Raw genomic sequence first — 18,907 nt, forward strand, 5'->3', positions numbered from 1 at the left:
AAAGGCAAGGTTGGGATAATAGCAGGTTTAAGGAGTAGCGGGTATTTTGCTGTAAGAAGTCTTTCAGGTGAGAAGATACATGACAGTGCAAAACATAGCAAGTTAAGACTTATAGAGAGGGCAAAGACGTTAATGTTAGAAAGGAGGGAAGAGCGCATTCCTCTCCATCTTGAAGAAGATGGAGTCTCCTGCGCTCGTATATTATGAAATACGGACCGGTAGCGCTGGCCAGGTGCGAGAGCTATGACCGCCAGGAAGTACAGAACGCTGTGAAACGGGCTGTGGAGCTGCTGGGCGGCATTGAAAGGTATATAAAGCCCGGGATGAGGGTTTTGCTAAAGTGCAACCTGCTGTCCAGGAAAAAGCCCGAGGAGGCCGTGACGGTGCACCCTGCTGTGGTGGAGGCTGTGGTGAGGGCTGTGCAGTCGGTAGGGGCTATACCTATAATTGCCGACAGCCCCGGGGGACTGTACACCGAAAGGGTTTTAAAAGGCATATACAGGGTCTGTGGTATGGAAGAGGTACATGAGAGGACGGGGGCTCTGCTCAATTACAACACCGATATAGTTGAGGTCAGCCACCCTGAGGGCAAGGTGGCAAAGCGCATAACGGTGATAAAGGTGTTGCAGGATGTGGATGCCGTCATATCCCTGGCAAAGCTAAAGACCCACGAGCTGACCCTGTTTACCGGCGCAGTCAAAAACCTTTTTGGCGTCATCCCGGGCATGACCAAGGCGGAATACCACCTGCGCATGAAGAGGCTTGAAGAGTTTTCAGATTTGCTTGTCGATATATGTACCTACGTAAAGCCCGTCCTTTCAGTGATGGATGGGATAGAGGGAATGGAGGGCAATGGCCCATCGGCCGGCAGGCCGCGCCATGTAGGGGTATTGCTCATGAGCCCAAGCCCTTATGCCCTGGATGTGGTTTCGGCCGCGTTGGTAGGACTGCCGGTTGAAAGGATATGCACTGTGCAGCGGGCTGAGGAACGGGGTCTGTGCAGCAGCAAGCTGGAGGATATGGAGATTATAGGGGATTCGTTTGATGAGCTCTATGTGTCTGACTTTAAGCTGCCCGATTCCAAAAAGCTGGGCTTTCTGGTGAGAGCCCTTGAAAGCAACAACAGGGTTTCGGAATTTTTGAAGTTCTATTTGGGCCCTCATCCTATGATAAGGTATGAGGCGTGTGCCGGATGTGGCGATTGTGCCAGGTATTGCCCACCCAAGGCCATAAAAATGGCGGAGGGAAAGCCACGCATTGATTTGAATGCCTGTATTCGCTGTTATTGCTGCCAAGAGCTATGTCCTCACAAGGCTGTTGTCATAAGGCGAAACTGGTTTTTCAGGCTGTTTAAATGATGCATTCACCATCTGGGGAGATGAATTTCAGGTAACAATTAACCGGAGAGGAGATGTATTCAAAACCAGAGGAGTGGGATGATGTTTAACAGATGGGGGTTGCTGTGGGACCTCATGAGGGGAAACAGAATGCGGTATGCAGGTGCTGTGGTTGCTACAGCCTTTTCTGCTCTGCTTTCCCTTATACCGACGCTGGTTATAAGGACCACAGTGGATTCCATCATTGGCGATAAGCCAATGGATGTGCCTGGCTGGGTGGAGGATGCTGTACTGCGTTTAGGGGGTAGAGATGCTCTAGCGCACAACCTTTGGGTATGCGGCGTGGCTTTGCTGGCTATAAGCCTGATAAACGGAGCGGCGATGTATGTAAGGGGCAAATGGACGGCACAGGCTTCCGAGTCCATGGCAAGGAATTTGAGGGACCTGCTTTACGACCATCTTCAGAATTTGCCCTATGATGAGCATGTGAAGGCTGAGACCGGCGACTGGGTACAGCGCTGCACTTCTGATGTGGAAACCATAAGGCGTTTTTTGGCTGTTCAAATGGTAGAAATTGGGAGGACGGGGTTTCTGCTTGTCATGGCTTTGACCATAATGTTCAGCCTTAATGTAAAGATGACCTTCATTTCCATGGCTGTAGTCCCCGTCATACTTGCCTTTTCCTATGTGTTTTTCTCAAAAGTAAAGGAGGCTTTTCGTCTGGCTGATGAGGCCGAGGGAAAATTGACTACCGTTTTGCAGGAAAACTTGACGGGGATAAGGGTTGTAAAGGCCTTTGGGCGACAGGCTTACGAGGTTGAAAAGTTTGATGGCAAAAACAGGGAGTACAGGGATTTATCGTATCGCTTGGTACGGTTGATGGCCAATTACTGGGCGCTTTCGGATTTCCTTATCATGGTTCAGATGGTAATAGTAATGGTTACAGGTGTCTACTGGGCATCACGGGGTACCATGACGCTAGGGACTTTGCTGACCTTTATGAGCTATGAGGGTATGCTGCTGTGGCCTGTTCGCCAGATGGGCAGGATACTGACCGACATGGGCCGGGCTCAGATTTCTTTGACGAGGATTAAAGAGCTGCTTGATAAGCCAAGGGAGGATATGGACGAGGATGGGCTCACCCCTGACCTCAATGCCGATATCGAATTTAAAAACGTGTATTTTGAGTATGAAAAAGGGCATCCTGTGCTCCAGGATATATCCTTTAAGGTGAAAAAGGGGCAAACTGTTGCCATTCTTGGTCCTACCGGTTCGGGAAAGTCATCGCTGGTACATCTGCTTTTGAGGTTATATGACTATCAGCGGGGCTCCATCACCATCGGCGGAGTTGAGCTTAAAAAGATAAACAAGAAATGGCTGCGCCAGAATATCGGGATCGTGCTTCAGGAGCCTTTCCTGTTCTCCAGGACGATAAAGGAAAACGTAGCTTTGGGAAGAAGCGATGTTACTGAGGCAGAAATATTGGAAGCAATGCGAGTGGCCGCCCTCAGCGATGTCATACAGCAATTTGAAGAGGGCTATGATACGCTGGTGGGCGAGAGGGGTGTAACCCTCTCTGGAGGGCAGAAGCAGAGGGTTGCAATTGCCAGAGCGCTTGTCAGGAACAGCTCCATATTGATCTTCGATGATTCTCTCAGCGCTGTGGATACCGAAACCGATGCAGCCATCCGCAGGGCTTTGAAGGAAAGGCGGAAGGGGATAACCACATTTATTATATCCCATCGCATCACCACCCTGGCTGAAGCGGATTTGATACTGGTGCTGGATCAGGGACGGCTGATTCAATCAGGTACCCATGAAGAGCTCATCAGGCAGCCAGGCCTATACCAGCGGATATGGGCTTTGCAGAGCAGGCTGGAAGAGGAGCTGGCAGATGAGTACAAAGACCTCGAGTATCCAGCACAGGAGAGGGGAGTGATGTGAATGAGCACCTACCAGGAACAGGAATATACCCAGCCGTTTAACATGGATTTGTGGAAAAAGCTGATACGTTATGCTTGGCCTTATAGAAGGGACTTGCTGCTTCTGGCGGCCGTTATGGCAGCGTCGGGCGGCATTGATGCCGTCTTTCCGCTCATGAACAGGTATGCAGTTGATAACTTTATTGTGCCGGGGAAACTGGATGGACTTTGGATTTTTGCTTTAATTAATGTGATGCTGATCTCGATTCAAGCTTTCAACGTATGGATGCTTATATGCATTGCCGGTCGGATTGAGACTGGCCTGTGTTATGATATCAGGAAGATGGGCTTTAAAAAGCTGCAGGAGCTGTCATTTTCGTATTTTGATAAGACTCCGGTCGGCTGGATCATGGCCAGGATGACCTCCGACATCCAGCGCCTGGGCGAAACGGTTGCCTGGGGCCTTGTGGACCTGATGTGGGGGAGCGCCATGATGGTGGCTACAACAGGGGTCATGCTTTATTTGAACTGGAGGCTGGCCCTCATCACCCTGTCGGTGGTGCCGATTTTAGCGGCGGTCAGCATTTATTTCCAGAGAGTAATATTGATGGCTTACCGTCAGGTGCGCAGGATCAACTCCCAGATCACCGGGGCTTTTAACGAGGGGATAATGGGGGCCAAGACCACCAAGACCCTTGCCAGGGAAGAGGAAAACCTGAGGGAGTTTAAAGAGCTCACCGAAAGGATGAGGCATTCGTCGGTTCGAGCGGTTGTGGTGTCATCCATTTATATGCCGGTTGTAATGGCTCTGGGCAGCATTGGAACCGGGCTGGTTCTGTGGCTGGGGGGCGAGGGCGTCATTGGGAAATCCATCAGCTACGGCACTTTAGTGGCGTTTATAAACTATACCATGCAATTCTTTGAGCCCATCCGCGAGCTGGCCCGAATATTTGCTGAGCTGCAAAATTCTCAGGCTTCAGCAGAAAGGGTTTTTTCCATGCTGGAAACCCAGCCTGATGTTAAGGACTCGCCGGAGGTTATCGAAAAATACGGCGATCTGTTCACCCCTAAAAAGGAGAACTGGCCGCCCATAAAAGGGGATGTGACTTTCCACAACGTATCCTTCTCGTATAAAGAGGGAGAGGAAGTGCTTAAAGATTTTAATCTGGAGGTGAAAGCAGGGGAAACCATTGCTCTGGTAGGTGAGACGGGGGCCGGCAAGAGCACCATCGTAAATCTGCTGTGCCGCTTTTATGAGCCTACTGAAGGTGAGGTCAGGATTGATGGGGTGGATTACCGCAAGCGTTCCCAGCTGTGGCTGCAATCCAACATAGGGTATGTGCTTCAGACTCCTCACCTGTTCAGCGGAACCGTAAAGGAGAATATAAGGTACGGGAGGCTGGATGCCAGCGATGAAGAGGTGATAGAAGCCGCCAAGCTGGTCAATGCCCACGATTTTATCATGAGGCTCGAGAAAGGATATGATACCGAAGTAGGCGAAGGTGGAAACAGGCTGTCCACTGGCCAAAAGCAGCTCATCTCGTTTGCCCGTGCCGTTCTGGCCAACCCCAGGATATTTGTATTGGACGAGGCCACCTCTTCGGTGGATACCGAAACCGAGCAAATCATCCAGAATGCCATACAAAAGGTGCTCCGTGGCAGGACCAGCTTCGTGATAGCCCACCGTTTGTCAACCATAAGGTCAGCTGATCGCATACTGGTGATTCGCAATGGGCGTGTGGTTGAGCAGGGCACCCATTTCGAGCTGCTCAGGCGAAGGGGGTACTATTACAGGCTGTACACAAACCAGTTTATGGAGGAAAAGGAGAGGGAGATTATGTCACAGACTCGCGGTTGATTTGATAGCAAGTCGTCAGCTGGTCCAGGCGATTTGTTCAAGTGTGAATGTCGATTTCCATCTAAATATGCTTGTGGTTAACATTATCTCGTGGTTGTGACATTATTATAGTGAGCATTGGCGTTTCATATACCATATTTTTCAACTAGAAGATTCTCCCTCGACCAGGTTATAATATACTTACACTAAGATACAAGCCATCCTTTTTAGCACATCATTTCAATTATCTGGGAGAGGGGGGAAGAGAGTGTGTTTACAAAAAAGCTTGCATTGTCGGTAGTTGCGGCCTTAACCCTCATTTTGTTCATGTGTGTGGCTGTTTCGCAGGCTTCAGCTGCAGGGTATCAGCTTACCAGGGATTTGAGAAAGGGGATGAGCGGCGAAGATGTGGCCGTTGTGCAGCGCCTTCTCAAGGACCTGGGCTTTTTTACATACCCTCAGATCACAGGTTACTTTGGCAGTATAACCGAGACGGCTGTAAAGGCTTTTCAAAGGGCAAACGGGCTGGCTGCTGACGGCATCATAGGCCCTATTACCCGCGGCGTCATGAATAAGCTCCTGGCCGGCTCGACTCCTTCACGGGGCGACACTACCAGCGTTTATATTGTACAACCGGGTGACTCCCTGTGGAAGATCAGCCAGCGTTTCGGGGTTTCGCTGGACGAGCTATGTGCAGCTAACAATATGACCAGCTCGACTGTAATTTATCCAGGGCAGAAAATCATCATTCCCCGGGGCGGTGCACCTATAGATGCACCAAGGGTTACATACATAACCCACACCGTAGTTAAGGGCGACACCCTGTGGAACCTGTCATACAAGTACGGTGTGCCTGTTCAGGACATTGCCCAGGCCAATGGCATAACTACTTCGGCTGTGCTGTATGTAGGCCAGGTATTAAAGATTCCCAAGAAGGATATATCTGTGAAGCCTACACCTGGACCTCAATATGGCGAGCTGCTGGACTGGTGGGAGGAAGCCCAGTACGTTTTTCCGCTCAATTCCACGGCAACCGTAGTGGATTTTTATACCGGCATCAGCTTTAAAGTGGTAAGGACATATGGAACGGGGCATGCCGATGTAGAACCGCTGACTTACGAGGATACTCGCATAATGAAGAGCATCTGGGAGAAGTATGAGAGGCTGGCAAACGGTGCCGTAAACTACTGGGCAAGGCGCCCGGTGCTGGTGCTGATAAACGGGCGCAAGCTGGCTGCTTCTGCCACTGCGGCGCTACATGCGGGTTTGGATTCGGCACCCGATGGAGCCTATGTGAGCTGGAGAAGCGGTGATTATGGGCCAGGGATAAATTACGATAAGATAAAGGGAAATGGAGCAGATGGACACTTCGATATTCATTTTTTGAACAGCGTGCGCCACAAAGACGGGCAGGTGGATGTCGAGCACCAGGCCATGATAAGGATAGCCGCAGGGCAATAGACGGTAAACTTATGCATAACATTTAATACAACGGTAAACAATTTGTTGTTTAAATGTAAAGACAGAATGGGAGATAATAATGTATAATATAGAATTGAAATGATGTGCGAAAGGATGGCGCCTCTCATGAAAAGGAAGGCATTAATTTTAATTGCCCTGCTTCTGGTGTCGGGAGTGTCTTATGTAGCCTACACTATCTATCAGGTTCTCAATCCCGAGACCCTGTTTGAAACGCAGCCGCATACCGAAGAAGATGTGGATAACAACAGCCCTGCACAAAACGATAAAGAAGTTTCTGTGCACATCCAGCAGCCAGAAGAGCAGTACCGTTTTGATGAGGACAGAATAAACATTCTCTTGCTTGGGTTGGATGCGGATCAAGAACGCTATGAGACCATGAGAGCATTCAGAACCGATACAATCATTTTATTGTCCATTGACTTTCAAGCCAATCAGGTGTATCTCATCTCAATTCCTAGGGACAGCTATGTTAAGATACCTGGAAGACAACAGAGGGATAGGATCAACACCGCCTTTGTATGGGGTGGCGGGTTTAACGGCAGGGGTTTTGAGAGAACCACAGAAACGGTGAGCGACTTTTTGGGCGGAATTCCCATACACTATTACGTTGGGATTGATATGAACGCCTTTGTAGAGATAGTCGACATCATGGGCGGTGTGGAATTTGAGGTGGACGTTCCCGTCAAAATAGGAGGAAGGGAGCTAAAGCCTGGGCTGCAACGGCTCAATGGACAGCAGGTACTGGATTACTGCAGGAACAGGCATTTCCCCTGGGGAGACATCCAGAGAGTTAAGAACCAGCAAAAGATGCTGCTGGCCATGTTTGATCAGCTCAAGTCTTCAAAACAGCTCCTTAATGTTTCGAAATATTATGAAGTGTTAAAGAGCAAAGTTTATACCAATTTAAACGCAAAGCAGATTGCTGCTTTGGGAGTTTTTGGGATGAAGCTGGACCTTTCAAACATCCATACTTACAGCATACCCGGTGATTTTCTCAATATTGACGGGATAGGCTACTGGGGAGTAAATCAGTACGGGAAAAAAGACCTTGTAAAGGAGATATTTGGCGTTGAAATAGAGATAGACCCCAAAGATGATGTAAGGTATATAAAGAGGGAACTGGAGGAGAAGCTCAAAGCGCTTGCAGCGGCTATCAGTGAAGCCAATGATGTGATAGACAAAGCGCAAGAGGTTATGTCTACGTATTCTGCATATATAAAGGAGGAAGAAAAGGCCGGCGTTGAGTCGCGCATTGGTAAAGTGCGCCAAAGCATAGATGTTGAAGATACGGCATCTATCAAGACGGCAACAAGAGAGTTAAAAAATTATATAGATAACCTCTCTCAAATATTTGAACAGCGCAAGAAAGAGGATGAGGAGAGAAAGGCACATGAGCAGGTCCTTGCAAAAGCCCGAAAGGACGCTCAGCAAGTAATACAGTGGGTCACCGCGCAGATTGAAGAAAAGGGCGACAGACTATCCCCCCAAGACAGGCAAAGGATTGAGGCATCAATTGCAAGCGTAAATGAAGCATTAAAAGGCCAAAACGTCCAAGATATTATGAATAAAACGGCCGAATTGAAAAAACAGGCTGAGGCCATATTCAATGCCATGGAACAACAAAAAGAAGAAGGCAATAGTTCTCCGCCACAGGATGCTACAGACGGATCAAATGGCAGCCAAGTGCCGGAAAATGATGAAGGCAATTCTCAGGTACCTGATGATAATCAAGAAACTCCGGGTAATGGGCAGGACAGTCCAGAAACAGTGGAGGATGATCAGAAGGTTCAGGGGGCTCCTGGTGAAGGTGGGGTAGAACCGGCAGATGCAGGTAATGCTTAAGGAGATGCTGTCGTTTACTGTGAAATGATATTAGAGTTTAAACAGGGCGAGTACGAGAGTTTATTAAAATTGCAATTAAACAAATTAAGCCGGTTTTAACAGGGGGATTGTGGGGTGGCTGAGTACGACAGTAAAATTTATGACATGGAAAATATCAGCATCGAGGACGTTATCGATGTAAAGGAATTGAAGGGCATACTCAACTGCTTTGTGCTGGCCACGGGGCTGGGGGCGATATGCGCAAACGCTAAAGGTGAGCCCATCGTTGTTCCGGATGAATACGAAGGCCAGTGCCCGTTCTGTAAAATAGTGCGCTCTGATCCCGAGGGCCTTAAGCGGTGTAATCAGTCCATGAGCTATGCGGGAAAGCAGGCGGCGCAGCTGGGTGAGCCCTATATCTTTCGGTGTCATGCTGGGCTGATAGAGTTTGCTGCCCCTATAATGTTCAAGGACATATACCTTGGCAGCATCTCGTGTGGACCTGTCATCATGTGGGAATGGGATGAGATTGCCCTTCAGGAGTTTTTGAATCTAACCCGGGACCTCAACATCAACCGTGAAGCCCTGGTGGTGGCCAGCAGGCAGGTCAAGATGCTATCAAGCAGGAGCGTACAGGCAGCGGCCCGGCTCATCTTCATAGTGGCCAATCACATTGCAAAAACCGGTATGCTTACGCTGCAGTACAGGAAGGAGCTCAATGAACAGCAGGCAAAGCTGGCCGAAGCGATATTTGAGAGAAAGCGAGCCGAGGAGACCATCAAGGCGCTTGAAGCCAAGGCTCAGGAGCCAATGTATCCTATAGACAAAGAACAGGAGCTTTTAAGCAAGGTCAGGCTGGGAAACCGTACCGGTGCAAAGGAGATTCTAAATGACCTGCTGGGGGATATATTCTTCCGTACGGCTGGAAATATGGACCTCATGAAGGCCAGGATATTGGAGCTGGTTGTTGTCATATCGAGGGCAGCGGTAGAAGGTGGCGCCAGCCTGGAAAAGCTGTTGGGCCTAAATTACAACTTCATTTCCGAACTATCGCAGATGAACAGCATTGATGAGGTGTGCCACTGGGTTGTGAAGGTGCTGGATACCTTCATGGATACCGTGTACGAAACCAAAAAAGTTCGCAATGCCAAAAGCCTTGGTGAGGCTTTAAAGTATATTCGTGAGAATTATAATAAAGATATCACCCTTGAGGATGTGGCGCGAAATGTGTATATAAGCCCTTATTATCTCAGCCACTTATTTAAGGAGGAACTTAACATAACGTTTTTAGAATATTTGACCATGGTGAGAATGGAAGAGGCCAAAAAGTTGCTCAAGGATACATCGCTCTCTATTGTAGCCATTGCATCTCAGGTGGGCTATGAAGATGCCAGCTATTTCAGCAAGGTGTTCAAGAAATACGTCGGCATATCCCCTGGACAATACAGGAAGAATTTCTAGAATAGTATTGACAAGATTTTACCCATATTCACAAGATTTAACCGGTACAGCTTTAGCTAAACCTGTTATAATTTAAAATGTAAGCTTTGAAAGCATGTACATGGCGGGAACCAGACATGCATCGTTGAGACGATGAAATCGTGATATTTAATAGGGGGGAAGGGGGATTTAAATAAATGGCTGATTTTAGGGCAATCGCTGATGCTTTGAAAGCCGGCAATGCTCCAAAGGTGAAGGAAATGGTCGAGGCAGCGCTGGCAGAGGGGGTAAACCCCGAGGATATTGTGAATAAGGCGCTCATAGTGGGAATGAGCGAGATAGGTGAGCTGTTCAAGAATAACGAGATATACGTTCCAGAGGTGCTCATCGCTGCTCGCGCTATGTACGCCGGACTGAATATCTTAAAGCCCTTGCTGGCCGAACGGGATGTAAAGCCGATGGGAAAGGTAGTCATTGGTACCGTGAAGGGCGATCTACACGACATTGGGAAGAATCTGGTTGCCATGATGCTTGAAGGGGCGGGATTTGAGGTAACCGACCTTGGCATCGACGTTTCGCCCGAAAAATTCGTCGATGCAGCAAAAGCTGCAGGGCCAGGCTGTATCGTTGCCATGTCGGCGCTGCTCACTACCACCATGCCGGCCATGAAGGATACCATTGAGGCCTTGAAGGCAGCAGGATTAAGGGACCAGGTGAAGATTATGGTAGGAGGGGCTCCGGTCACGCAGAAGTTTGCTGATGAGATCGGTGCTGACGGCTATGCGCCCGATGCCGCATCGGCTGCTGATCTGGCAAAGACTTTTGTAGCGTAATAAAAAGAGGGCGTTTTAAGGAGGTCAAACGCCCTCTTTTTGTTTTATCAAAAAACACGGAAAGAGACTCCATCTTCAACGAAATGGAGATAAGCTACTTTATTCCTCATGAAGTCCCATCTCCATATGTGGTTGATAGTTCACTTAATATGCAATTCGTTGCTGAAATGCCTTTTCCAGCTTTTTTGTATAGTATCCATCACCGGCTGCCTTGTCTTTAAAATTACTACCAGCTGTGAGATGTTACGCTCTATGTTAATAGGCGTTATAGAGATAGCAGTATTTACTCCGTCCACATAATGCCATCCTTCATTTAGCTTAAAAAATCCTTTTATTCTGAATGCGAAATCCGAAAGGCTTTGCAAAAAGCCCTTTAGCTTTTCCCTCTCAAATACTCCATCGGCTTCAAGAAGCAGGGTTTTTGGCCTGTTGGACGGACAATTGAGGTTGGAAGTTGCTGGAGGTAGCGGAAAATCTTCAAGATTTTGCTGCAACCAGGTGTAATCCAATCTGCCGTAAGAGGTGGTTACTATGGGGGCGACAGGATTTAAGCTGCGAATGCTTTCCTCCACACTGTTGAGCCTCGCAGAATCCACCAGATCCGCCTTGTTTATCACTATCAAGTGGCTGTATTCTATCTGTTTGCGTGCAACCTCCAGCGTCTGTGACAGCTCTATAAACGAGGTGGCGTCGACTATGCATATGGTGCCTCTAAAATCGTAGATATCGCCGGTTTTTGGTTGTATATCGTAAAGGATTTTTTCCATCCCCGATGGGTCCGAAAACCCTGAGCTTTCGATAAACAGCCACTCGATGGGGGTGCTGGCCATTGCGATCAGCCCTTCGGCAAAAGTGGAGGCAAGGCAGCTGCAAAAAATAGAGCCATTATTTATTTCGATCAGGTCTATGCCTTCCTTTTTGACCAGTGTACCGTCTATGCCCACACTGCCAAACTCATTCATTATTATGCCTATCTTTTTATTTTGGCTAAATTCCAGCAGGTTTTTTAAAAGCGTGGTCTTACCCGCTCCCAGAAAACCGGTGATCAAATATACCGATATCTTGCGACTCATTTTAGACACTCCTCAATACTTCTGAACAAATCATTCCTGCTGGGTATTATGGATGAATACTTGAGCTTGCCGTTGATGTATATGCACGGGAGATTCTTTATGCCCATCTTCTTGATGCGGGCTATACCTTCGCGGGTGGTAAACTTGTGTTCCACCCAGTCTATCTTGTCGCCAAAGTGTTCTTTAGCGATTTTTACGGCGTTCACCATGTAGGTACAGGCAGCGCAGGTAGCCGAATCCAGTGTGAAGACCTCGATAAGCGGCTTTTCAAGGTTTTCATAGTCGGGCAGCTCAACCTCAATGTCCAGCTGTGTACCCTGGTAATTTTCCAGCATCTTTCTTACCTCGTCGGTGTTGCGTATGGCTTGCTGTATGCCGATGGGGTTTTCGGGTGGAACGTCGTACGGCATGTCGCATCCTGGTGCAATGGCCAGGTTGTGGTGATTTAGCTTATCCAACAGGTCTACCACGTATTTCATGTTGTCCTGCTGGCTGCCATACAACATGATGGAGGTTAAGGGGATGTTGCCGCCCAGCACTATGTTGTATCTATCGGTAATCTTTTTGGCTTCAACCATGTCTATGTTTTCATCGATGAATATGGAATCAGGGCCGGTTTTGCACATCTCCTCGATGTTCTTTGAAGCATTGCCGCACACGAAGAATGAGGACAGGGCTCCGTTTTGCTTAATAAAGCTAAAAATTTCGGCAGCAGGTTCCGATATAAACTGTGCAAAGTGCTGTGGAGAGATCTGGGAGACCAAAGGATCCACAATTGCGATGACGTCCATCCCGGCTTCTAGGTAGCATTCTGCCATCCTTTTGGCTACCTCGCTGGTGTATCTAATGAGCTGATGTACATAATCGGGGTCCATGAACATATCCATGAACAGCTCGGTACCTCTCAGATGGGATGCCAGGGTCAAAGGTCCACATATCAGTCCAAATAAAGCGGTGGTCTCGCCAACTTCGGCTTTAAATCTTTTCATCACTTCTAGTATCATGGGAAGCCTGCCATTTGATTTTTCGGGCAGGCGTTGAGGAACGGTTTTATGGAAAGCCAGTGGATGGGATTGGACAGATGGTGGGGCTTTTTGAGCCCATACTAGCCCGCAGCCCAGGATTTCGGCTTCTACCTGCAGGTCAAACAGCACCGGCTGCCCATCGGGGCGGTACAGCCTGTTCACTTCCATGAGGGAATCAAAGAGCTTTCCACCGTCGGTTAAAACCTCGATGGCGCTGTAGCCTTTGAGCCTGCCAGCATGGACACCGGCAAAAGGCACCCAAGGTACCCTTGGAAGGCTTTTCTCGTGTTTGAAGGTCCTTATAAGCAGCTCTTTTCCTGTTATGGCTTCCATAACCTTATAACCCCCTTGATGCTATGGATGTGCTGTTCTGTGTTTGCCTTTTATTGTATCAACTGCTATCCGGGATGTCTGCATCCTATCTTGTTAAGTTTAGTAAAATCTTGTTGAGGGGTGTTTTAAAAAACTTCATAAAGAAGTGATTTGCTCAAAATGATGTGGTAAAATATCCTCATAATGATAGACGAAGAAGTAAAAAGTGATCAACTTAAGAAGGGGAGCAAAGCTTACGATGAGCAATTATTTTTTGGGTATCGATATTGGAACATCCAGCGTTAAGGCTGTGGTGGTGGATGAGGAAGGTACAGTGGTGGCATCAGCTCAGCGGCAATATGATATCTTAAAGCCCCAACTGAAATATGCAGAGCAGGATGTTGAAGCCTTATGGGAGTCCACCAAACTTGCGATAAAAGAGGCGCTGGCACAAAAGGACGGTATTGCTGAACGTATAAGAGCAATTGGCCTGTCGGGCCAGATGCATGGGCTGGTGCTGCTTGATCAAAGGCTTAAGCCCGTGAGAAATGCCATCATCTGGGCAGATCAACGTTCTAAGAAAGAAATAGAGCAAATTTATAAGATAATACCGCAAGAGGAGTATGCTAAATTTACCTTAAACGCTTTGAGCACCGGTTTTTTGATATCTTCTCTCATGTGGGTCAAGCAGCATGAAACCGAGAATTTCAAACGCACATTTAAGGTGGTATTGCCCAAAGATTATATTCGGTACAGGTTGTGCGGGGAAATCGGAACGGATAAATCAGATGCCTCAGGTACGGTGATATTTGATGTTGCACAAAGGGATTGGGCATGGGAGTTGATTGATAAGCTAGGCTTGGCGCACAATATGTTTCCTGTCAGCCGAGAATCTTATGAAGTTGCCGGTGCTGTAACTGTAGAATGTGAGAGGGAACTGGGCTTGAAAAAGGGAACGCCTGTAGTGTTTGGTGGAGGCGATACCATCATGCAGTTGGTAGGCAACGGCATCATAGGCCCGGGCATTCTCTCTTCGAACATTGGAACGGCAAGCCAGGTATCCTGTGCGCTTGACCAGCCGCTATATGATGACAAGTACAGGACAAATACATTCTGCCATGCCAGGGAGGGCCTGTGGACAATTATGGGGGCCTGTTTAAGTGGCGGGGGCACCTTGAAATGGTTAAAAGATAGCGTTTTGATGATGAAGGATTACGATGAGATGATGGAGCTGGCCCAAAATGTGCCGCCAGGCAGCGAGGGCTTGCTGTTTCTGCCTTATCTCAGCGGGCAGCGCACGCCCCACAATGACCCCGATGCAAAAGGGATATTCCTGGGGCTTACCCTCAAGCATTCTAGAGAGCACTTGATCCGCAGTGTTATGGAAGGCGTCGTATTTGCTCTAAAGGATTCGCTTGAGGTATTTGAGAGGCTGGGCATTAAATTTGAAAGAGTAATAGCCTCCGGAGGCGGCGCCAGGGGAAGGCTGTTCTTACAGATTCAGGCCGATGTGTTTGGCAAGGAGATATACAGGAGCATGCATGATGAGCAGGCATGTATTGGAGCTGCCATTACAGCAGCGGTGGGAGTTGGCTTTTACCCGTGTTTTGAGGAGGCCTGCAATCATATGGTTCATTTGCATCCCGAGGTGATAGTTCCAAACAAAGAAAATCACGAGATATATCAGGAAAGGTTTGAGGCTTATCGGAAGATGTATTTGTGCAATAGGGATTTGTTTTGAAGTGGCGGCATAAAGGGAGGTAGCTATTCATGGAGTGGATATCGATCAATGGCAGTGATGACGTGCCATTAATTGACTTTGGGTTTTACTATGAGAGATGGATAGAGGAGCTGAGCACTTGGCCAGATCAATTCGAACCAATTCCTTGGGCACAGCCGCTCGAATAGAACATGGAGGGGAATTGTGGAATGGCGTCTGACATAGTATCGTTTGACATAGTATGAAGATCAGTGGTAGCATAAAGTTAGCAGTTGATTACTTACTACGTGAGGGAGTGTTTTATATGGATAAAAAGCTTGCAATCATACACACGACCCATGTTACCATTGAGCCCTTAAAAAATTTGGCAGCTGAATTTATCCCCGAGGTTAAGGTGATAAATTTTCTCGATGATTCTATTGAGGATGGAGATTATTATGATCCAGAAGAGATTTGGCAGTCGGTCCAGCAGGGTATGGCCAAAGTTTTGTCGTCGGCGGAAGGTTATAACCTGGTAGCTATTGGCATAACGAGTATGGCCGAGACTGGGTTATTGGTAAATCTCGAGGATGGTAGCCCTTACACCCCGTTTATTCCATGGTTTGATATGAGGGCGATGGAACAGACGCGTTTTATAGAAGCCAATATAGATCAACTGGAGGTATTTTCAAAGACGGGGTTGCGGGCAAGCTATAAACACGGCCTGCCCAAGCTGGTGTGGCTGCTACACAAAAAAGGGAAGCTACCGTGCAATGTCAAATGGCTATCGGCGGCTGACTATATTGCGTTTAAGCTGACCAGAGCAGTGGCCACCGATTACACCTTGGCTGCCCGAACTTTTGCCTATGATTTAAAAAACAATGCGTGGAATGTTGAACTGCTCGAGATAGTGGGGGCAAAAGCTATATGACTCCAAGAGAACGTTTTTTGAAAGTGCTCAATTTTGAGAAGCCAAACGACAGGCTTCCCATGGTGGAATGGGCACCCTGGTGGAACAAGACTATAGAGCGATGGAATAATGAGGGTCTTCCTACAGGGATGACATGGGAAGAATCTCTCAGGTATTTTGGGTTAGATCCTCTACTTATGATAAATGGTAGTGCTATATCCCCTGAATGCCCTAGACCTTCTTCGCATGGTGCGCCTATTATTACCGACGAGAAATCCTACGAAGAAATAAAGCAGTACCTATATACTGATTCAATTATCGATAATATTAAAAGAGCAGCAATGGGTTTAAAGGAAAAGCACGATAAAGGGGAAATAATAATTAGGCTGTGGTTAGATGGATATTTTTGGTTCCCCAGAACCCTTTTTGGCATTGAAAATCACTTCTATGCATTTTACGATTATCCGGAGCTTATGTATCGTATAAACAACGATTTGACAGAATTCAATATTCGTGTAATTGAAGAGCTTTTTTCAATATTAATTCCAGATATGGTAGGATTTGCAGAAGACATGTCTTATAACCATGGTCCTATGCTGTCGTACAAATTGTTCAAAGAGTTTTTGACTCCTTACTATCAAAGGATTATTCCTCTTATTAAAAAATATGGGGTAAAAGTTTTTGTTGATAGCGATGGGGATATTACTCGTATGATTCCCTGGTTGAAGGAAGCCGGAGTAGAGGGTGTATATCCCTTGGAGAGGCAGGCTGGGGTCGATATTCTTAGAATACGCAGAGAATATCCTGAATTTCTTATGATGGGCGGATATGATAAGATGGTTATGTCTAAGAGCGAAAAAGAGATGCGGGCTGAGTTTGAAAGGCTGTTGCCTGTCATGAAGTCGGGCGGATACATCCCTTCGGTAGATCATCAGACCCCTCCTGAGGTTTCACTTGATAACTACAGAATGTATGTCATATTGTTTAGGGAGTATGCGGAAAGGGCTGTTAGAGAGGATGGTTAAGCTTGTTAAGTTAATACACCCAATAAGAATGCTTATATATAGAGGCATTTCATTGCATATTGGAAGGTGATTGCCTATCTATCAATGAGTTTGAAACTTATACTCAATTTCTCTAAATTTGGGAGTTAATCTGCAATGATAGCAAAAGATTGATGTTGCAAACATATATAATCTTGTTAAGCTCAAGCTTGAGCAAGACATAAAGTATAGAAGCCTATTTGATGAGAGAAAAAGAATTAAAAGCATTGATTAACGAACTGCAGAAAGATTGTCCGGGTATAACAGCCAGCTTTGTGGAAGGTTTAGAGGAAATCCAAGCTATCTACGCTGCTCCGATAAAGGTATCTACAAAACTAAAGTTTGTATGTTTAACCCAAGCATCAAGATGGACATTGACTGCAGCGAAGGTAGCCATGGCAAACCTCATCATATTGCTTCTGGAACGAGCCCTTTCAATAGAGTAGTCGATAAACAGTCTCTTAATTAGTACGTTCCACCGATGTTCCGGTTTTGAATTTATCCTTGAAAGCCTTAGTATGGCGTGGAACAGGTGGAAACATTCGAGGGTCATAGTCGGGTTTTATATAAATGACTTTGCCATAGGGGCTATTGGAACACAAACAATCCTGAGGAGGTTTTTGGCCATGGCAAGCCAGAGGCGCCAGAGGAGGTCGTAGTAGCCGACGCCAGGGGCTTTATCGGAATCGAAACCACAAATATCGAAAAGGAGTTGATCATGTTGTATTCTTTTAGCCCAATTTGTGATAGAATATACTTGTAGTTCAAGCATTAATACCAAAGAACGTATAATGCCCTGTTGATTTTTAGCAGGGCGACCGAAGTTAGGGTAAAGTGGTTTTATTATTGGGAGCAGGTTATCCAGGTTAAGTAGATAGAGCTTAGAGATAGCTTTATCGAGTTGGATAAGCTTGCCTTTTTCTTTTTGAGCATGGGCAGATAGGCGTTGTATAAGTTGTTTTTGATAATCAGAATGAGATTGCCAGTTTCTTAGCATGTAAAACCCCCCAAACGAAATAGAATTAGTGAACATGAAACTATTTTGGGGGAAAAAGCTTAAAAAGTGAAGCTGTAATATAAGGAAATAGAGGGAAATTTGTGTATGAAAATCGTATAAAAAGTAGGGGTGAAGCTGAAAAGCTGAGCCCTGGAATATGCAAAAATAAAGCTCTCGGACTTTTCGAGAGCGTACATATAATATTTGGGAGGGGATTATATGAAAAAAATATGTGTAGTCGGTAGTTTAAATATGGATTTGGTAGTAACTGTTGATAGGTTTCCCGAGCCTGGAGAGACCATTACTGGCAGGGAATTCGCCACATATCCTGGAGGAAAGGGTGGTAACCAGGCTGTAGCTCTGGGACGGCTGGGTGCAGATGTGCTAATGGTGGGGAAGTTGGGAAATGATCTTTTTGGAGAACAGTATCTGAGTAACTTAAAAGAGAACGGCGTCATTTTAGATGGAGTAAAGGTAGAGGAAGGCGTGTCATCCGGTATTGCTGTGATAGAAGTGGACAGCACCGGTGAAAATCATATTGTTATTATTCCAGGAGCCAATGGAAAAGTCGACAGAGCTTTCATCGAGGAAAATTGGCACCTTATGGAAGAGCGAGACATTTTTTTGTTTCAATTGGAGATACCCATAGATACTGTGTTGTATGCCGTGAAAAAGCTCAAAAGGGCTGGGAAAATAATAATCCTAGACCCTGCTCCCGCTAGAATCCTTCCTGACGATATTTTCCTTAATATAGATTATATTACCCCTAATGAAACAGAGATGGAAACTCTGACGGGGATAAGAATAAAAGATGTTGATGATTTGAAAGAGGGTGGCCACTGGCTTATTAAAAAAGGCGTGAAAAATGTTATTGCTAAAGCTGGTAAGAAAGGAGCGTATCTGGTAACAAGTGATGATTTTGTTCATGTTCCCGGCTTCAGTGTGAAAGCAGTTGATACCACAGCTGCTGGAGATTCATTCAATGCAGGATTTGCATTCGCACTGGCTCAAGGTAGGGGGATAATAGAAAGTATTCAGTTTGCTAATGCTGTGGGAGCCATATCTACTACTGCTAAAGGAGCCCAGTCTGCTATGCCTTCCCTGAGGCAGGTGGAAACCTTTATAGGTCAGCAGACGAGATAGAGTTGGTTATATACCACGCCGGTGAATATGCTT

At 46.7% G+C, this 18,907-nt stretch carries 16 protein-coding genes and 1 pseudogene; 14 read left to right on the forward strand and 3 right to left on the reverse strand.

Annotated features, from left to right (window positions below; all coding sequences use genetic code 11):
• Window positions 1-323: 323 nt before the first annotated feature.
• From KVG29_RS12625 to KVG29_RS09570, 8 genes and pseudogenes are all read left to right on the forward strand, one after another.
• A pseudogene (locus KVG29_RS12625) lies at window positions 324-1,007 on the forward strand (DUF362 domain-containing protein); the annotation flags it as partial.
• Between the two features lie 159 nt (window positions 1,008-1,166).
• On the forward strand, window positions 1,167-1,358 hold the full coding sequence (locus KVG29_RS12630; RefSeq protein WP_420840549.1) for a 4Fe-4S binding protein: 192 nt from the start codon (window positions 1,167-1,169) through the stop codon (window positions 1,356-1,358).
• Window positions 1,359-1,439: 81 nt separating this feature from the next.
• Window positions 1,440-3,281 carry an ABC transporter ATP-binding protein gene (locus KVG29_RS09545; protein WP_252228181.1) on the forward strand — a complete coding sequence of 614 codons (1,842 nt, stop codon included), beginning with the start codon at window positions 1,440-1,442 and terminating at the stop codon, window positions 3,279-3,281.
• Window positions 3,282-5,117 carry an ABC transporter ATP-binding protein gene (locus KVG29_RS09550; protein ID WP_252228182.1) on the forward strand — a complete coding sequence of 612 codons (1,836 nt, stop codon included), beginning with the start codon at window positions 3,282-3,284 and terminating at the stop codon, window positions 5,115-5,117.
• 249 nt (window positions 5,118-5,366) lie between these two features.
• Window positions 5,367-6,557, forward strand: coding sequence for a LysM peptidoglycan-binding domain-containing protein (locus tag KVG29_RS09555; RefSeq protein ID WP_252228184.1), 1,191 nt, complete (start codon window positions 5,367-5,369; stop codon window positions 6,555-6,557).
• 126 nt (window positions 6,558-6,683) lie between these two features.
• Window positions 6,684-8,420, forward strand: a complete 1,737-nt coding sequence (locus KVG29_RS09560) for an LCP family protein (protein ID WP_252228186.1) — start codon at window positions 6,684-6,686, stop codon at window positions 8,418-8,420.
• 114 nt (window positions 8,421-8,534) lie between these two features.
• Entirely contained in the window at window positions 8,535-9,860 is a 1,326-nt protein-coding gene (locus KVG29_RS09565; protein WP_252228187.1) for a PocR ligand-binding domain-containing protein, read from the forward strand.
• A 176-nt stretch (window positions 9,861-10,036) separates the two neighbouring features.
• Window positions 10,037-10,672 carry a cobalamin B12-binding domain-containing protein gene (locus KVG29_RS09570; RefSeq protein ID WP_252228188.1) on the forward strand — a complete coding sequence of 212 codons (636 nt, stop codon included), beginning with the start codon at window positions 10,037-10,039 and terminating at the stop codon, window positions 10,670-10,672.
• Window positions 10,673-10,812: 140 nt separating this feature from the next.
• Here the strand turns inward: KVG29_RS09570 and KVG29_RS09575 are convergent, their stop codons facing one another.
• A complete protein-coding gene (locus KVG29_RS09575; protein ID WP_252228189.1) occupies window positions 10,813-11,745 on the reverse strand; it encodes a CobW family GTP-binding protein in 933 nt (310 codons plus the stop codon).
• On the reverse strand, window positions 11,742-13,094 hold the full coding sequence (locus tag KVG29_RS09580; protein WP_420840550.1) for a uroporphyrinogen decarboxylase family protein: 1,353 nt from the start codon (window positions 13,092-13,094) through the stop codon (window positions 11,742-11,744). The genes KVG29_RS09575 and KVG29_RS09580 overlap by 4 nt, the downstream gene beginning before the upstream one ends.
• 247 nt (window positions 13,095-13,341) lie before the next feature.
• On the opposite strand from KVG29_RS09580, the gene xylB reads away from it, so the two are divergent.
• The 5 genes from xylB to KVG29_RS09605 all read left to right on the forward strand — a co-directional run bounded on the left by xylB (window position 13,342) and on the right by KVG29_RS09605 (window position 17,180).
• Complete coding sequence (xylB, locus tag KVG29_RS09585) at window positions 13,342-14,823, forward strand: xylulokinase (protein WP_252228192.1); 1,482 nt, start codon at window positions 13,342-13,344, stop codon at window positions 14,821-14,823.
• Between the two features lie 29 nt (window positions 14,824-14,852).
• On the forward strand, window positions 14,853-14,990 hold the full coding sequence (locus KVG29_RS09590; protein WP_252228194.1) for a hypothetical protein: 138 nt from the start codon (window positions 14,853-14,855) through the stop codon (window positions 14,988-14,990).
• Between the two features lie 116 nt (window positions 14,991-15,106).
• Window positions 15,107-15,712 (forward strand): FGGY family carbohydrate kinase, encoded by a 606-nt coding sequence (locus KVG29_RS09595; RefSeq protein WP_252228198.1) that lies wholly within the window; start codon window positions 15,107-15,109, stop codon window positions 15,710-15,712.
• Window positions 15,709-16,716 (forward strand): uroporphyrinogen decarboxylase family protein, encoded by a 1,008-nt coding sequence (locus KVG29_RS09600; RefSeq protein ID WP_252228199.1) that lies wholly within the window; start codon window positions 15,709-15,711, stop codon window positions 16,714-16,716. Before KVG29_RS09595 ends, KVG29_RS09600 begins: the two co-directional genes overlap by 4 nt.
• 221 nt (window positions 16,717-16,937) lie before the next feature.
• The gene (locus tag KVG29_RS09605; RefSeq protein ID WP_252228217.1) at window positions 16,938-17,180 is read left to right on the forward strand and encodes a hypothetical protein; all 243 of its coding nucleotides are present in this window, start codon (window positions 16,938-16,940) and stop codon (window positions 17,178-17,180) included.
• Between the two features lie 116 nt (window positions 17,181-17,296).
• Here KVG29_RS09605 and KVG29_RS09610 read toward each other — a convergent pair whose 3' ends face one another.
• Window positions 17,297-17,731, reverse strand: a complete 435-nt coding sequence (locus KVG29_RS09610; protein ID WP_252228200.1) for a hypothetical protein — start codon at window positions 17,729-17,731, stop codon at window positions 17,297-17,299.
• Between the two features lie 219 nt (window positions 17,732-17,950).
• Here KVG29_RS09610 and rbsK point away from each other — a divergent pair, with 219 nt between their 5' ends.
• Window positions 17,951-18,874 (forward strand): ribokinase, encoded by a 924-nt coding sequence (gene rbsK, locus KVG29_RS09615; protein WP_252228201.1) that lies wholly within the window; start codon window positions 17,951-17,953, stop codon window positions 18,872-18,874.
• Window positions 18,875-18,907 lie beyond the last annotated feature (33 nt).

This window comes from Caldicoprobacter algeriensis (assembly GCF_023838525.1).
In the GTDB taxonomy this organism is placed as follows: Bacteria; Bacillota; Clostridia; order Caldicoprobacterales; family Caldicoprobacteraceae; genus Caldicoprobacter; species Caldicoprobacter algeriensis.

Excerpts from the sequence above, each read along its gene's own strand:
- KVG29_RS12630 (WP_420840549.1), top strand. The coding sequence starts at position 1,167 with ATGATAAGGTATGAGGCGTGTGCCGGATGTGGCGATTGTGCCAGGTAT.
- KVG29_RS09545 (WP_252228181.1), top strand. The coding sequence starts at position 1,440 with ATGTTTAACAGATGGGGGTTGCTGTGGGACCTCATGAGGGGAAACAGA.
- KVG29_RS09550 (WP_252228182.1), top strand. The coding sequence starts at position 3,282 with ATGAGCACCTACCAGGAACAGGAATATACCCAGCCGTTTAACATGGAT.
- KVG29_RS09560 (WP_252228186.1), top strand. The coding sequence starts at position 6,684 with ATGAAAAGGAAGGCATTAATTTTAATTGCCCTGCTTCTGGTGTCGGGA.
- KVG29_RS09570 (WP_252228188.1), top strand. The coding sequence starts at position 10,037 with ATGGCTGATTTTAGGGCAATCGCTGATGCTTTGAAAGCCGGCAATGCT.
- KVG29_RS09575 (WP_252228189.1), bottom strand. The coding sequence starts at position 11,745 with ATGAGTCGCAAGATATCGGTATATTTGATCACCGGTTTTCTGGGAGCG.
- xylB (WP_252228192.1), top strand. The coding sequence starts at position 13,342 with ATGAGCAATTATTTTTTGGGTATCGATATTGGAACATCCAGCGTTAAG.
- KVG29_RS09590 (WP_252228194.1), top strand. The coding sequence starts at position 14,853 with ATGGAGTGGATATCGATCAATGGCAGTGATGACGTGCCATTAATTGAC.
- KVG29_RS09595 (WP_252228198.1), top strand. The coding sequence starts at position 15,107 with ATGGATAAAAAGCTTGCAATCATACACACGACCCATGTTACCATTGAG.
- KVG29_RS09600 (WP_252228199.1), top strand. The coding sequence starts at position 15,709 with ATGACTCCAAGAGAACGTTTTTTGAAAGTGCTCAATTTTGAGAAGCCA.
- KVG29_RS09605 (WP_252228217.1), top strand. The coding sequence starts at position 16,938 with ATGAGAGAAAAAGAATTAAAAGCATTGATTAACGAACTGCAGAAAGAT.
- KVG29_RS09610 (WP_252228200.1), bottom strand. The coding sequence starts at position 17,731 with ATGCTAAGAAACTGGCAATCTCATTCTGATTATCAAAAACAACTTATA.
- rbsK (WP_252228201.1), top strand. The coding sequence starts at position 17,951 with ATGAAAAAAATATGTGTAGTCGGTAGTTTAAATATGGATTTGGTAGTA.